Source organism: Arthrobacter sp. Soil762, assembly GCF_001428335.1.
Lineage (GTDB): Bacteria > Actinomycetota > Actinomycetes > Actinomycetales > Micrococcaceae > Arthrobacter.
Window position 1 is genome coordinate 38,174 of record NZ_LMSG01000006.1, and the last position, 13,978, is coordinate 52,151.

At 65.4% G+C, this 13,978-nt stretch carries 13 protein-coding genes and 3 pseudogenes; 10 read left to right on the plus strand and 6 right to left on the minus strand.

Going from position 1 to position 13,978, the window contains the following annotated elements:
• Window positions 1-325 precede the first annotated feature (325 nt).
• Window positions 326-616: pseudogene (locus ASG77_RS22985) on the minus strand (hypothetical protein); the annotation flags it as partial.
• A 129-nt stretch (window positions 617-745) separates the two neighbouring features.
• On the opposite strand from ASG77_RS22985, the gene rpmI reads away from it, so the two are divergent.
• From rpmI to ASG77_RS06835, 3 genes are all read left to right on the plus strand, one after another.
• On the plus strand, window positions 746-940 hold the full coding sequence (rpmI, locus tag ASG77_RS06825) for a 50S ribosomal protein L35 (protein WP_009358635.1): 195 nt from the start codon (window positions 746-748) through the stop codon (window positions 938-940).
• A 119-nt stretch (window positions 941-1,059) separates the two neighbouring features.
• Entirely contained in the window at window positions 1,060-1,515 is a 456-nt protein-coding gene (rplT, locus tag ASG77_RS06830) for a 50S ribosomal protein L20 (RefSeq protein WP_056342954.1), read from the plus strand.
• A 49-nt stretch (window positions 1,516-1,564) separates the two neighbouring features.
• Window positions 1,565-2,458: a TrmH family RNA methyltransferase gene (locus tag ASG77_RS06835; protein ID WP_056342956.1), complete on the plus strand. Its 894-nt coding sequence runs from the start codon at window positions 1,565-1,567 to the stop codon at window positions 2,456-2,458.
• Window positions 2,459-2,538: 80 nt separating this feature from the next.
• Here ASG77_RS06835 and ASG77_RS06840 read toward each other — a convergent pair whose 3' ends face one another.
• On the minus strand, window positions 2,539-2,814 hold the full coding sequence (locus ASG77_RS06840; protein ID WP_056342958.1) for a GlsB/YeaQ/YmgE family stress response membrane protein: 276 nt from the start codon (window positions 2,812-2,814) through the stop codon (window positions 2,539-2,541).
• Window positions 2,815-3,014: 200 nt separating this feature from the next.
• On the opposite strand from ASG77_RS06840, the gene ASG77_RS06845 reads away from it, so the two are divergent.
• The gene (locus ASG77_RS06845) at window positions 3,015-4,019 is read left to right on the plus strand and encodes a cation diffusion facilitator family transporter (RefSeq protein ID WP_056342961.1); all 1,005 of its coding nucleotides are present in this window, start codon (window positions 3,015-3,017) and stop codon (window positions 4,017-4,019) included.
• Window positions 4,020-4,079: 60 nt separating this feature from the next.
• Here ASG77_RS06845 and ASG77_RS06850 read toward each other — a convergent pair whose 3' ends face one another.
• The gene (locus ASG77_RS06850; RefSeq protein WP_056342963.1) at window positions 4,080-5,288 is read right to left on the minus strand and encodes an MFS transporter; all 1,209 of its coding nucleotides are present in this window, start codon (window positions 5,286-5,288) and stop codon (window positions 4,080-4,082) included.
• 67 nt (window positions 5,289-5,355) lie between these two features.
• Between ASG77_RS06850 and ASG77_RS06855 the strand changes: the two genes are divergently transcribed.
• The 3 genes and pseudogenes from ASG77_RS06855 (at window position 5,356) to ASG77_RS06865 (ending at window position 7,040) form a co-directional block, all read left to right on the plus strand.
• Window positions 5,356-5,808, plus strand: a complete 453-nt coding sequence (locus ASG77_RS06855; RefSeq protein WP_056342966.1) for a (deoxy)nucleoside triphosphate pyrophosphohydrolase — start codon at window positions 5,356-5,358, stop codon at window positions 5,806-5,808.
• A pseudogene (locus tag ASG77_RS22475) lies at window positions 5,805-6,068 on the plus strand (ATP-binding cassette domain-containing protein); the annotation flags it as partial. The gene ASG77_RS06855 and the pseudogene ASG77_RS22475, both read left to right, overlap by 4 nt.
• A gap of 296 nt (window positions 6,069-6,364) precedes the next feature.
• A pseudogene (locus ASG77_RS06865) lies at window positions 6,365-7,040 on the plus strand (MetQ/NlpA family ABC transporter substrate-binding protein).
• Here ASG77_RS06865 and ASG77_RS06870 read toward each other — a convergent pair.
• From ASG77_RS06870 to ASG77_RS06880, 3 genes are all read right to left on the minus strand, one after another.
• Window positions 7,037-8,164: an Rv2578c family radical SAM protein gene (locus ASG77_RS06870; protein WP_056342972.1), complete on the minus strand. Its 1,128-nt coding sequence runs from the start codon at window positions 8,162-8,164 to the stop codon at window positions 7,037-7,039. The pseudogene ASG77_RS06865 and the gene ASG77_RS06870 sit on opposite strands and share 4 nt — an antisense overlap.
• Before the next feature lie 145 nt (window positions 8,165-8,309).
• A complete protein-coding gene (locus tag ASG77_RS06875) occupies window positions 8,310-8,966 on the minus strand; it encodes an SIMPL domain-containing protein (protein WP_056342975.1) in 657 nt (218 codons plus the stop codon).
• Between the two features lie 2 nt (window positions 8,967-8,968).
• Entirely contained in the window at window positions 8,969-9,451 is a 483-nt protein-coding gene (locus tag ASG77_RS06880) for a hypothetical protein (RefSeq protein WP_235564358.1), read from the minus strand.
• A 200-nt stretch (window positions 9,452-9,651) separates the two neighbouring features.
• On the opposite strand from ASG77_RS06880, the gene pheS reads away from it, so the two are divergent.
• From pheS to ASG77_RS06895, 3 genes are read left to right on the plus strand one after another with little or no spacing between them, the layout of a single operon-like run.
• Entirely contained in the window at window positions 9,652-10,713 is a 1,062-nt protein-coding gene (gene pheS, locus ASG77_RS06885; RefSeq protein WP_056342978.1) for a phenylalanine--tRNA ligase subunit alpha, read from the plus strand.
• A 2-nt stretch (window positions 10,714-10,715) separates the two neighbouring features.
• A complete protein-coding gene (gene pheT, locus ASG77_RS06890) occupies window positions 10,716-13,259 on the plus strand; it encodes a phenylalanine--tRNA ligase subunit beta (protein ID WP_056342981.1) in 2,544 nt (847 codons plus the stop codon).
• A gap of 12 nt (window positions 13,260-13,271) precedes the next feature.
• Window positions 13,272-13,967 carry a 4'-phosphopantetheinyl transferase family protein gene (locus tag ASG77_RS06895; RefSeq protein WP_156380201.1) on the plus strand — a complete coding sequence of 232 codons (696 nt, stop codon included), beginning with the start codon at window positions 13,272-13,274 and terminating at the stop codon, window positions 13,965-13,967.
• Window positions 13,968-13,978: the final 11 nt, after the last annotated feature.

Sequence of the window (13,978 nt, forward strand, 5' to 3'; positions counted from 1 at the left end):
ACATGGTCATGGTGGTGGGCCCGCTGAAGAACAAGGCCGAAGCAAAGGCTGAGGCACGCCGCGCATCGCAGCGTGCAGAGGCCAAGGCGCAGAACGAAGCGAAAGCTACGGGTGGCGGCCGCATCGACGTCTCCGGCGACGACCAGGCACCGCTCACGCAGTCGCTGGCTGACCTTCTTCCGGAAGGTTTCGCCATCACCACGGAGCCGGAAACCGAAGCTCCGGCACAGTCTGAAGCACCTGAGGCGCCTGCTGAAGCCGCTCCGGAAGCCGAAGCCCCTGTCAAGGAAGCGCCGGCGAAGGAAGCTCCCGTCAAGGAAGCCGCCGCGAAGGAAGCTCCTGCAAAGGAAACCGCCGCCAAGGCAGCACCCGTGAAGGAAGCCGCCGTCCAGGAGGCGCCCAAGCAGGCTGCCCCGAGGGCCGCTGCTCCCAAGCGTGAGGCTCCCAAGGCAGCCCCGGCACCTGTCAAGGCTCCTGTCGCTGCCAAGCCCGCCGAAGTTGCGGCTCCGGCAGTTCCGAGGCCGCCGGTGCCGATGCCTAAGCCGATCGCGCGGCCGGCAGCGCCGAAGCCTGCTGCAAGGCCTGCCCCCAAGGCAGCTCCGAAGCCGGCTGGCAAGAAGACTACCTAGTTCAAAGCTGCGGGAGGTTATCCTCCTGCAGTACGCAACCAGTATGCCGCCTGCAGGGGCGGCTGCTCGAACGAACTGCAGACCATGTCTGTGGACACGTAAGGAGATCGGTTCCCATGCCGAAGATGAAGACCCACAGTGGTGCTAAGAAGCGCTTCAAGCTGACCGGCAGCGGCAAGCTGCGCCGCCAGCAGGCCAACCGCCGCCACTACCTTGAGCACAAGTCCTCCAGGCTGACTCGTCGCCTCGCTGGCGACAAGATTGTCTTCAAGGGTGACGCTAAGGTCATCCGGAAGATGCTCGGCATCTAAGTTCCAAGTTCTCTGACTGATGCCACCTGGCAGCAGTCAACTACCAAAAAGGCTTCTCAGGCCAGCCGGTTGTTCCGGCAGTAGATGCTTGGGATCAGAATTTTCGAAGGAGTACGCACGTGGCACGTGTGAAGAGGGCGGTCAACGCCCACAAGAAGCGCCGGGTTATCCTTGAACGCGCAAAGGGCTACCGTGGACAGCGTTCACGCCTGTACCGCAAGGCCAAAGAGCAGCTGCTGCACTCGTTTGTGTACAGCTACGGCGACCGCAAGAAGAAGAAGGGCGACTTCCGCCGCCTGTGGATCCAGCGCATCAATGCTGCATCCCGCGCCAACGGCCTGACTTACAACCGTCTGATCCAGGGCCTGAAGGCCGCTGAGGTTGAGGTTGACCGCCGTATGCTTGCTGAGCTGGCCGTTTCGGATGCGAACGCATTCGCCGCGCTGGTGAAGATCGCCAAGGATTCCCTGCCTGCCGACACGTCCGCTCCGGCCGTCGAAGCCGCAGCCCCCAAGGCTGCCAAGGCACCCAAGGCCAAGGCTGCAAAGCCTGCCGCTGACGTGGCTGCCAAGTAGCACCCACGCCAGTTCGAGGACTGGTGGCTGAAGCCACTAAGGTTCTTATATGAACGAAACCGGGCGCCCGCAAGACTTTCCACTGTCCAACCCCCGAGCTGATCGGGTGAGGAAGGTGGCACAGCTTGCCGGGCGCCCGGCCCGTTCAAAGCGCAGCGAGTTCCTGGCGGAGGGTCCCCAAGCTGTCCGTGAGGCCCTCACCCTGCACCAGAAAAGGATTGCAGCGGGCGAGCCCGGCGTCGTCTATGAGGTGTACGCGAGCGAGGCCTGCCTCGACCGGCACCCGGACCTGGAGGCTCTCGCGGAGGGCATTGACGCATACCTCACTACCGACGAAGTGCTGGCCGCGATGGCGGACACGGTTACCCCGCAGGGCATTCTCGCGGTCTGCGGTTTCCTGGACGTGAGCCTCGAGCAGGTCCTCGACGCTGGCCCTCGGCTGCTTGCAGTGCTGTGTCAGGTCCGGGACCCCGGCAACGCCGGCACTGTACTCCGGGCTGCTGACGCGGCCGGGGCGGACGCCGTCATCCTGACCTCGTCCAGCGTTGACATCTATAACCCCAAGGCGGTCCGTTCCACCGCCGGTTCCCTGTTCCATCTGCCCGTGGTCCTGGGCGCCGATATCGCGGATGTGGCAGCCGCCTGCCGTGCGCGGGGGATTGGCATACTGGCCGCCGACGGTGACGGTGACGTCAACCTGGATACGCTCCAGGACGAAAACGCCGCACGCCGGATCGCTGGCCCCGGCGTCGAATCGCTGTTCGCCCTGGAGGGTCCCACAGCGTGGCTGTTCGGAAATGAAGCGCAGGGGCTCGCCGAAGATGAACTGGCCTTGGCCGATCACCGGGTGGCTGTGCCTGTTTACGGCGCAGCGGAAAGCTTGAACCTCGGCACGGCGGCAACGGTGTGCCTCTACGCGAGTGCCAGATCCCAGAAGGCGTGACTGAATACGTGCCTTAAAAGGCAGGGCCCCGGAAGTTCGCCGGGGCCCTTGCTGTATGAATCAGATGAGGTAGGGGTTAATCAGGGCGCCCGTGTGCTCTTGCTGCGTCCTGTGATGGCGCCGTAGACGCCGGCAACGACCAGGCCGCCTACGATGGCCAGGATCCAGGTACCCAGATCAAAGAAGGCAAGGTCACCCTTGCCGAACAGGAGGCTGCCAATCCAGCCGCCTACAATCGCGCCGACAACGCCGAGCACGAGACTCGTCACCCAGCCGCCGCCGACTTTGCCCGGCATAACGGCTTTGACGATGGCCCCTACGATGAGGCCGAGAATAATCCAAGCAAGAAAACCCATGTCTCCTCCTTCATATTCGTCGGGATTAATCGTCCCGATTAGTGTTCAAGCTAACATATGGCCCCTCTAATGTCAGCAGGCTTAGTGCATGTCAGAGGTGCGTCTTCTGCGCCCGAAAAGGTACGGTATTCGTGGGCGGAGCCGACTTCGGCGCCGCGAATCCCTGCTTGTTCTTGAACCTGTGAAGAGGAGAAGCCTCCGTGGCTGCAAATGGCGGTACCAAGGCGATCGTCGCGGCCCTAGCCGCAAACCTGACCATCGCCGTCCTGAAATTCGTGGCCTTTTTTCTGACGGCTTCCTCGTCGATGCTGGCCGAAGCCATCCACTCGATTGCCGACTCCGGCAATCAGCTGCTGCTCCTGATCGGCGGCAAGCGCGCCAGGAAGGCAGCCAGCCCGGAGCACCCGTTCGGGTATGGCCGTGAACGTTACATTTACGCCTTTATCGTCTCGATCGTGCTCTTCAGCGTGGGCGGGCTTTTTGCACTGTTCGAAGCGTGGGAGAAGCTGCAGCACCCGCACGCCATCGAAGGGGACTTCTGGTGGGTTCCTTTGGCGGTGCTGATCGGCGCCATTGTTGCTGAGTCTTTCTCGTTCCGGACGGCCATCATCGAATCCAACCACGTCCGCGGCAAGCAGGGCTGGGTGAGCTTTGTGCGCACGGCCAAGCAGCCGGAGCTGCCGGTCATCCTGCTGGAAGACCTCGGGGCGCTTCTTGGCCTTGTGTTCGCGCTCGTGGGTGTGAGCATGACCCTCGTCACCGGCAACGGGATCTGGGACGCCGCGGGTACCGGCATGATCGGCCTGCTGCTCGTGGCCATCGCTGTGGTGCTGGCTGTCGAAACCAAGTCGCTGCTGCTGGGCGAGTCCGCCACCCGGGATGACGTGGCCCGCATCAGCGAGGCCATCGAGGCCGGCGGAACCAACCGCATCATCCACCTCAAGACCCTTCACCTCGGACCGGAGGAGCTGCTCGTAGCCGCCAAGATTTCCGTGGGTGCCGCAGAAACCGGCCGGGACATCGCCGCCGCGATTGATGGTGCCGAGTCCCGAATCCGCACGGCCGTTCCGATGGCCCGGGTGATCTACCTCGAACCGGATCTGCACCGCGAGGACAGTCGCACGGACGAAGTCTCAGGCGCCGGTCAGGTTCCCAATGCCGGCCAGATAGCCGCGGAGGCCGGGGCTCAGGACCCGCAGGCCTGACGTTCCTTCCTCAGCGCACCAAATGCTTTGGTGAAGCCGCTGGCTGCCCGTTCCCCAGGATCAGGTGGCCAGCGGCTTCTGGCGTTCCAGGATCCCGCTGGTCACGGCGATGCCAAAGCCCAGGACAGCCAACACGGCCCCCACGAGCGCGGGAGCCACGAAGCCCCAGCCCCAGGCGATCACCAGGCCGCCCAGGAAGGCGCCCAAGGCGTTGGCAACGTTGAGCGCGGCGTGGTTGAGCGAAGAAGCGAGGGAGGGGGCGTCCGGCGAGGCATCCAACAGGCGGGTCTGGAGGGCCGGGATCAGCATGGAGCCGGACGCCCCCACCACAAAGACCATCACGAGGGCTGACCAGGGCCAGTGCACAGCCACCGCGTAAACCACCAGGGCGACGCCGATACCGGGCAGGACCCAGTACAGCGTGCCCATCACTGACTTGTCGGCAAGCCTGCCGCCGACGACTGTTCCGGCCACCATGCCCAGTCCGTAGAGAGCCACCACAATAGGCAACAGCGATCCCGGAATCCCGGCCACCAGGGTCATTGTGTGCGCAATGTAGGTGTAGGTCGCGAAGAATCCACCAAAACCCACGATGCCGATCAGGATGGCCAGCCACACCTGGAGCCGCTTGAGCGCACCGAGTTCGCGGCGGATGCTCGCGTCAGGATGGGGGGCCTGGTATGGGACATAGCGCCACAGCAGCACCAGTGTCAGCAAGCCAATGCCTCCTACGAGGAGGAACAGCAGCCGCCAGCCGAAGGTCTGGCCCACCCAGGTGGCCGCGGGCACGCCGATAACGTTCGAAACGGAGAGGCCCGCCATCACCATGGAGATGGCCCAACCCCGACGCGTGGGGGAAACCAGGGAGGCGGCGATCACGGCCGCGACCCCGAAGAATGCACCGTGCGGCAGCCCGGCCGCGAACCGGGAAACCAGCATGCTCCCGTAATCGGGAGCAACATAGGACGTCAGGTTGGCCAGCGTGAAGAACAGCATGAGGCCCAGTGCGAGGTATTTGCGTGGCAGTTTGGCACCGACTGCGGCGAGCAGCGGCGCGCCCACCACAACTCCGAGCGCGTAGGCGGAAATGAGGTGTCCGGCCTCCGGGGTGCTGATTCCGAGTCCTTGTTCCACCTCTTTCAGCAGGCCCATCATGGTGAACTCCGTGACACCGATTCCGACGCCGCCCATTGCCAGTGCAAAAATCGCTGCGCCAACGTGTGGAGACTTCGTCTTGGATGCGGTGGAGGTTTGGACGACGCTGCTCATGGGCCTGCTTTTCAAAGGGGATGCTGGGGGAGGGTCCGCAAACCATTCTCCCTCATAGACTGGGGCGGTGAGTGGACTGATACAGGTAGTTGGCGGAGCAATAGTGGACTCGTTGGCGAACCCTGCCCGCATGCTGGTGGCCAGGCGGACTGCTCCCGAGCAGTTCGCTGGGCTCTGGGAATTTCCCGGCGGGAAAGTGGACGCCGGTGAGGAATGCGAGGCCGCGTTGCACCGGGAACTCAGGGAAGAACTGGGCGTAGAGGTCCGTCTGGGGCCGGAACTCCCCGCCGGGACGGCAGCTGGTTGGCGGCTGAATGAGCGGGCCAGCATGCGGGTCTGGTTCGCGGAGATTTCCGACGGCGATCCCCAGCCGCTCGAAGACCATGACCAGCTGAGATGGATCAGCACCACGAATCGTGATGAAGCTCTCAGTCTTCCGTGGATTCCCGCCGACTTCCCGATTGTCCGAGCACTTCTTGAATCACTGGGCACGCCCGTGGGCTCAATCGTTCCCCGCTGAATTTTAGGACGCCCCGACGTCCCGAAACGGGTTCGGGCGTTGGACGATGTCTCCACTTCAACCTGCTCAGTAGCCGCACAGTTCAGGCGAACGTGGAGCTGTCACTGGAAATCACAGGTGCCAGCTGCGGGCAACGCCGTTCGCGTGCGCTGGAAATCCTGGAGCTTGTAGGCCTTCACGGAAAGGCCTCCGCCTATCCCTCGCAGCTGTCCGGCGGCCAGAAGCAGCGCGTGGGCATCGCCCGCGCACTGGCGTCCAGCTTCTGCGACTCCGCCGCGGTGATGAGCCAGGGACGAATCCTGGAGCACACCGCTGGCCACGGCACCCCGTATTCCCTTAGTGACGCATCCCCAAATCACCCCGCACCATCCTGAAAGAGATCCCCATGATCCGAACACATGTCCTCAAAGAGATCCCCATGATCCGAACACATGTCCTCAAAGCAGCAGCCGCCGGTATCGCAGCCATCCTGGCGCTGTCCGCCTGCGGTTCCAGCAGGTCCTCAGATGCGTCCAGCACCATCAAGGTGGGCGCCCTCGCCGTTCCCGCCGGGGACATGGTCAAGCACGTCCAGCGCGAGCTTGCAGCGGCGGAAGGCCTGACGGTCGAGTACAAGGAGTTCAGCGACTACAACACGCCGAACCCCGCCGTCAGCGACGGTGACATTGATGCCAACCTCTTCCGGAACACCACGTTCCTGGAGACCTACAACAAAGCCTCCGGCAAAACCTGGTCAGCGTCGGCAAGGTCTACCTGCCGCCGATGGCCCTGTACTCGAACGACATCGCCGAGTTCCAGGACCTGCCCGACGGCGCCAGCATCGCCATCCCGAACGATCCCACCAACGAGTCCCGGGCCCTCAAACTGCTTGCCTCCAAGGGCCTGATCGAGGTGACCGAGACCCCATTACGCTCAAGGACGTCACGGCCAATCCGAAGAACATCCAGTTGACCGAGATTGAGAACGCCAGCGTCCCGCAGGCCCTCAACGACAAGGACGCCGCCATTGTGACCCTGGCGTTCGCACTGCCTGCCGGATTGAGCGCGGACAAGCAGCTGCTGGTGGAAGGCAAGGACAGCGCCTGCTACAACGTGCTGGCAGTCACAGCCGAGATGAAGGACGATCCCCGGGTCCAGAAGCTCTGCAAGATCCTGACCTCGCAGGACATGAAGTACTTCCTGCAGGAGAAGTACAAGGGCCTGGTCATTCCGGCCAGCTGGAATCCGTCCTAGAACAGGGTGGGCTGCTGACGCGGCCCGGCGGCGGCCGGTTGGGACTCCCCAGCCGGCCGTTCCTGTGTGCCGACGCCGGTAGACGGGATACTCCCCGCCGGATACTGGGCTTCCTCGCCACGGGGATCATCTTCGAGGTCACGGTGGCTGAAGCCGTGGCCGCTGGTGAAGCCGTGCCGGTGCTTGAAATAGCGCACCTTTGCGGCGAGCCAGGTGCGGTATTCCTTGGACGCGTAGGACCCTGTGCCATAGAGGCGCCGGTAGCGGCCAGCCAGTTCCGGATGGTTCTTGGCAATCCACTGCATAAACCACTCGCGTGTTCCCGGCTTCAGGTAGAGGGCGCCGGCGGTGACGCCCGTGGCACCGGCCGCGGCCAACGAAGCGAACAGGGAATCAAGGGCTTCGTCACTGTCGGACAGCCACGGCAGGATGGGCATCGCCATAACACCGCAGGGGAGCCCGGCATCGCGTAAGCGTGAGACCAGCTTCAGCCGCGCCCGAGGCCCGGGCGTGCCTGGTTCCACGGCTTCCGAGAGTGCCTCATCCGTCATGGCCAGTGAAATGCCCACCCCTACCGGCACCTGGGCGGCGGCCCGCTTCAGGAGCGGGATGTCCCGGCCGAGCAGCGTCCCCTTGGTGAGGATGGACAACGGCGTGCCTGAGTCAGCCAGCGCCGTGATGATTCCCGGCATCAGCTGGTAACGGCCCTCGGCCCGCTGGTAGGGGTCCGTGTTGGTGCCAAGCGCCACCTGGTGACGGCCCCAGGACGGTTTGGCCAGCTCCTTCCGGAGGACCTCGGCCGCATTGACCTTGACCACCACCTGGCTGTCGAAATCCAGTCCGGCGTCAAAGTCGAGATACGTGTGGCTCTTGCGCGCAAAACAGTAAACACAGGCGTGGCTGCAGCCGCGGTATGGGTTCACGGTCCACTCAAACGGCATCCGCGACCCGGCCACCACCTTATTGAGCACCGATTTGGCGGTGACCTCATGGAAGGTGATGCCGGCGAATTCGGGGGTGGTCACAGAACGGACCAACCCGGCAAGGGGAAGCAGGGCGGGTGATGGGCCACTTCCGAGGTCATCGGCGGGCCGGGGCATCAGCGCTTGTGCATCCCATCTCATGTCCCCTATTCGAATATATGTTCGAACTTAAGTCAAGGACCGGGCGCCGCGGAAGTCCGCGCGCCGGGCTCACCTCCGGCTGGCGGGAACTGCTGGTTCCTGCAGTTCCTGTCGAACCGTCACCCTGTACTTCCCCCGGGAACCGTCAGGCCAGCAATTCCCACACCACGGTGACGCTGGCGTTAATGCTCGCGTGGCCCGTCTCCACGCTGATGGCTTCGCTGGCGGCGGCGCGCTGGATCCGGGCCACCGGAACCGGCCCGGGCGCATCCGGGTGCTCGGCAACGGACATCACCGCGCCAAGCCGCGCGGACGCCAGTGATGCAAACTGCTCGGCCCTGGCAGTGGCATCCTGCCATGCAGCTTCCCGGGCCAGGGAAGCGACGGCTGACTCATCCGAGAAGCCAAGTTCCAGTCCGTTCAGGCGCACGTCATCGCCGCCGGCATCTACTGCGGCCGCTATGACAGCGGATGCCGTGCTCACCTGCCGCAGGCGCACGGTGAGCACACTGGAGGTCACGTACCCGGTCACCTGCTGGCCCCCGCCGTCGCGCCAGACGAACTCCGGCCGGACGTTCAGCCCGGAGGTCCGGATGTCCGCGTCAGCCACGCCGTGCCGGCGGAGCGCACCGGATACGGTTGCGGACGCTGTTCCTGCATCCGCATAGGCGGCGCCCACGCTGTCCCGCCGGCACTCGACTCCCACAGAAATCGTCAGTAAGTCAGGTGGCGCCTCCGCCGTCCCCGTTCCGGTCACGGTGATGGTCCTGTTGTTGGTCGTGGTGTTGGGTTCGCCCGTCATTGTCAGACCTCGATTCCGCCGGCCCCATGGGGCGCCGGCTTTGGTGTCCTGATGTCAACGTAACCGCCGGCTGCCAGGCCGGCCTGCCGTTCGAAGAAATTTGCCGACGCCGGATTGCCCGTCCGGAGCTGCGACCAGCCGGCGGCCAGGAAATATAGCGGAAGGAAGGGCAACCCCAGGCAGTAGGCGTACTGGCTGCAGTGCTTTTCCTCATGCCGCAGGAGCGCCGGATTGGACGTCAGTTCTTCAGTCCGGATCCGGCAGATGACCACGTTGCCCAGGGTGAAGGCCCCCGCATACGGAATGCGCCACCGGTAGCCGGACGCTATGACCAGCCCGCGGGGGCCTTTGCTGACGGCGGCTCCCGCTGCCGCGGCAACGGCCAGGCCCAGCAGGGTAGTGCCGTTGACCAGGTTGGCGAGCTGTCGTACGCGCTGCCCCGGCGTCAACAGCTGCGCGGCTGACAGGCCCTGCCCTTGTGTCATGAGGCCATGGTAGCCGGAGCCTTCACTTAGACTGGAAGATAGTGGCCGCCAGTTTGACCGGTGTGCCCTGACCTGGTCATCGAGTGCCTTCACCTTGGGTGAATCCACAACATGACCTGCCAGTGACGGATGCGCTGCCGGGAAACCGCGCACGGCTGCACCCCTCACCGGCAGCCCCGACTCGTAGCTAAGAACAGTAGATGACTGAAACTTTGCCGGGCGCCGCCATCCCGAACCCTACGGATGAAGCCGCCATCACTGCCGCTGTAGACCAGGCCATCGCCGCCATTGCCGGCGCCGGCTCCCTCGACGAGCTCAAGGCGGTGAGGCTGGCGCATACCGGTGAGAAGTCACCGCTGAGCCTGGCCAACCGCGAAATCGGTGGCCTGCCGAAAGACCAGAAAGCCGTCGCCGGCAAACTCATGGGTTCCTCCCGCGGCCGGGTCAACAAGGCGCTCGCGGACCGCACGGCCGAGCTGGAAGCACAAAACGACGCCCGGATCCTGCTGGAAGAGACAGTGGACGTCACGGCCGCCCCGCGCCGCCGTCGTGCCGGCGCGAGGCACCCGCTGTCCACGCTGCAGGACCGCGTGGCGGACATCTTTGTTGGCATGGGCTGGGAAATCGCCGAAGGCCCCGAGGTTGAATCCGAGTGGTTCAACTTCGACGCACTGAACTTCAAGCCGGACCACCCGGCCCGCGAAATGCAGGACACGTTCTTCGTGGAGCCGCCCGAGGCGCACCTCCTGATGCGTACCCACACCTCGCCGGTGCAGGTCCGGTCCATGCTGGAACGCGAAGCCCCCATCTACGTGCTGTGCCCGGGCAAGGTGTTCCGCACCGACGAGCTGGACGCCACCCACACACCCGTGTTCCACCAGTTCGAGGGCCTGGCCATCGACAAGCACCTGAGCATGGCGGACCTCCGCGGAACGCTGGAGCATTTCGCCCGGCAGATGTTCGGCGACGAAGCCCAGATCCGGCTGCGCCCCAACTACTTCCCGTTCACCGAGCCCTCCGCTGAACTGGACATCTGGCACCCCGGGGCCAAGGGCGGCCCCCGCTGGATCGAGTGGGGCGGCTGCGGCATGGTCAACCCCAACGTGCTCCGCGCCGCGGGCATCGACCCGGACATCTATTCAGGCTTTGCCTTCGGCATGGGCATCGAGCGCACCCTTATGTTCCGCAATGAGGTGGGCGACATGCGCGACATGATCGAAGGCGATGTACGTTTCAGCGAGCACTTCGGGATGGAGATCTAACAGTGCGTATCCCACTTTCCTGGCTGCGTGAATTCGCAGCAGTACCGGCCGGAGCAACGGCCGAAGACCTGATGGCCGAACTGGTCAAGGTCGGTTTTGAAGAGGAAGCGGTCCACCGCCCCACGGACACCCTGCAGGGTCCCATCGTTGTGGGCCAGGTCCTGAGCATCGTCAAGGAACCCCAGACCAACGGCAAAACCATCAACTGGTGCCAGGTCCGGGTTGTCCCCGAAGGCCAGGAACAGTCCCTGACCGGCGAAGGCATCGACCCGTCCGGGGTGCAGGGGATCATCTGCGGCGCGCACAACTTCGTGGAGGGCGACAAGGTGGTAGTCACGCTGCCCGGCGCGGTCCTGCCCGGCGACTTCCACATCTCCGCGCGGAAGACCTACGGCCACCTCTCCGCCGGCATGATCGCCTCCGTCCGCGAACTGGGCATCGGTGAAGACCACGACGGCATCCTGGTCCTGTCCCGCATCGGGCTTGATCCGGAAATCGGCACGGATGCCATGGAACTGCTGGGCCTCTATGACCAGGCAGCCGAGATCAACGTGACCCCGGACCGCGGCTACGCGTTCTCCATCCGTGGTGTGGCCCGCGAATATGCGCACGCAACCGGCACGGGGTTCACGGACCCCGCGTCAAAGGTCCAGGCCCCGGCGGAACTTTCCGGCGGCTACGGCGTCAAGCTCAACGACGACGCGCCCATCTACGGCAAACCCGGCTGCGACCGTTTTGTGGCCCGCACCGTCCGCGGCGTCGACGCCACCAAGCCGACGCCGCCGTGGATGACCTCAAGGCTCCGGCTTGCCGGGATCCGTTCCATCTCCCTGCCCGTGGACATCTCCAACTACGTGATGCTCGAGCTTGGCCAGCCCACGCACTGCTATGACCTGGACAAACTGTCCGGCGACATCGTGGTCCGCCGGGCCGTGGCGGGGGAGAAGATCACCACCCTGGACGACAAGGAGCGCACGCTCGACGTCGAGGACCTCCTCATCACCGACGGATCCGGCGCGATCGGCATTGCCGGCGTGATGGGCGGCGCAGCCACCGAGGTGAGCGATTCGACGTCGAACGTCCTGGTGGAAGCTGCGCACTTCGACGAGGTGTCCATTGGCCGTTCCCGCCGCCGGCACAAGCTGCCGTCCGAGGCGTCCAAGCGCTTCGAGCGCGGCGTCGACTGGCACGTTGCGGACATCGCTGCCCAGCGTGTTGTTGACCTCCTGGTGGACCTCGCCGGCGGGGTTGCTGACGAGGCGGGGACCGACGTCGGGACCGCACCGGATGCCGTGACCATCGCGCTGCCGGAAGCCTTCGCCGCCCAGCGGATCGGCATCGATTTCACCGAAGAGCAGATCACCACCTCGCTGGTGGACCTCGGTGCCGTGGTGGAAAAAGCCGACGGCGGCTGGACCGTTACCGCCCCCAGCTGGCGCAACGACCTGGAAACCAAGGAAGACCTCTCCGAGGAAATCGCGCGGCTGGTGGGCTACGACAACATCCCCGCCACCCTTCCGGTGGCCCCTCCGGGACGTGGCCTGACCCGCGTGCAGCAGCAGCGACGTCGGCTCATCCAGTCACTGGCCGACGCCGGTCTGACCGAAGTCCTGGCCTACCCGTTCGCCTCCAAGGCGGCCAACGACACGTTCGGCGTCGCCGAGCAGGGTGCGGCCCGGAGCGCGGTCAAGCTGGCGAACCCGATCAGCGAGGAACACGGCTTCCTGCGCACGTCCATCCTCCCCGGGCTGATCGAGGTGGCCAAGCGGAACTACTCCCGCGGGTTCCGCGACCTGGCGCTGTTCGAGTCGGGCCTCGTTTTCCTGCCGGGCGAGACCTTGGGTACGCCGTCGATCCCGCCGCTGGGCGTCAAGCCTTCCGACGAGGTACTGGATGCACTGTACGACGGCGTTCCGGACCAGCCGCTGCACGTCGCCGCTGTCCTCACCGGCCATGATTCACCCGCTGCTGCCGGCCACACGCCGCGCTTGTGGGACTGGTCCGACGCACTTGACATTGCCCGGCTCGCCGGGGATGTCCTGGGTGTGGAGGTTGTGGTCAGCCAGGGTGCGCACCAGGCGTTCCACCCGGGCCGTGCCGCGCAGCTCTCGCTGCGGACCGGCGAAGTAGTGGGTTACGCCGGCGAGCTGCACCCGAAGCTCCTGGCCGCGCACGACATGCCTGCCCGTTCGGTGGCGCTGGAGTTCAACGCGGATGCCCTGTTCGAGGCAGCCGCGGATGTGATTGTGGCCCGCTACATCTCCACGTTCCCGGTGGCCACCCAGGACGTTGCCCTGGTGGTGCCGCAGGAGATTCCCGCGGACCAGGTCCTCGAAGCGCTCCGCGAAGGCGCCGGCGAGCTTCTGGAGGACGTGGCGCTGTTCGACGTCTACGCCGGCAAGGGTATTGAAGAAGGCAAGAAATCGCTCGCCTTCGGCCTGCGTTTCCGGGCAACGGACCGGACGCTGACAGCCGATGAGGCCTCGGCTGCGCGCGAAAGCGCGGTTGCCCTGGCTGCAGAGCGCTTCGGCGCCGTCCAGCGCTAAACGCGGATCCGGATGGCAGGGCTGGTGGGGGCGGGGCCGGTGGCGCCGGTCCTGCGTTCCTGCCCTCCCGGCGTATCCGGAGGGCAGGACCCGACGGCGGGCCACCAGTCGATAGTGCTGGGGCCCGCCGAGCTGGCCCGCGCGGCGGCCCTGGCACCCGGCCCGCGGGCCGTTTTTGTCACCGGCCGGCGTGCCCTGCGAAGGTTCGCAGCAGAACTGCTGGACGTCCCGGCGTCGGACCTCACCACCCACTTCAGCTGCCCCCGGTGCGGCTCCGGCCCCGAGCTATCGCACGGCAGGCCGGGCTATGCGTTCAGGGGAGAGCCGGTGCCGCTCGCGCTGAGCCTGTCCCGGAGTTCCGGGTGGATCCTGTTGGGCGCCGTGGTGGATCCACCGGCCGGAGTCACGATGGGCCTGGACCTGGCGGACCCGTCCGGCATGGCCTTTGAGGGGTTCGAGGGCGTGGCCCTCACCGCCGCGGAGCGCGCGGGCCTAACCGGGCTGGCCGGGCCTCTGCTGCTGCAGGAGCGGGCAAGGCTCTGGGCGCGCAAGGAAGCCTGGCTCAAGATGACGGGCGACGGTCTCGCCACGGCACCGGACACCCTCGACGTTTTGTCGCGCCAGGAAATCCGGGACCTGGCCGCCGGCGAGGCGGGCCTCCCGCTCAACTTTCGCGCCGCCGTCGCGGTATCGCGCACCGGCAGCTAGCGACGTTGTCG

Coding starts and splice junctions, on each gene's coding strand:
- rpmI (WP_009358635.1), top strand. CDS start 746: ATGCCGAAGATGAAGACCCACAGTGGTGCTAAGAAGCGCTTCAAGCTG.
- ASG77_RS06835 (WP_056342956.1), top strand. CDS start 1,565: ATGAACGAAACCGGGCGCCCGCAAGACTTTCCACTGTCCAACCCCCGA.
- ASG77_RS06840 (WP_056342958.1), bottom strand. CDS start 2,814: ATGGGTTTTCTTGCTTGGATTATTCTCGGCCTCATCGTAGGGGCCATC.
- ASG77_RS06850 (WP_056342963.1), bottom strand. CDS start 5,288: ATGAGCAGCGTCGTCCAAACCTCCACCGCATCCAAGACGAAGTCTCCA.
- ASG77_RS06870 (WP_056342972.1), bottom strand. CDS start 8,164: ATGAGATGGGATGCACAAGCGCTGATGCCCCGGCCCGCCGATGACCTC.
- ASG77_RS06875 (WP_056342975.1), bottom strand. CDS start 8,966: ATGACGGGCGAACCCAACACCACGACCAACAACAGGACCATCACCGTG.
- ASG77_RS06880 (WP_235564358.1), bottom strand. CDS start 9,451: ATGACACAAGGGCAGGGCCTGTCAGCCGCGCAGCTGTTGACGCCGGGG.
- pheS (WP_056342978.1), top strand. CDS start 9,652: ATGACTGAAACTTTGCCGGGCGCCGCCATCCCGAACCCTACGGATGAA.
- ASG77_RS06895 (WP_156380201.1), top strand. CDS start 13,272: ATGGCAGGGCTGGTGGGGGCGGGGCCGGTGGCGCCGGTCCTGCGTTCC.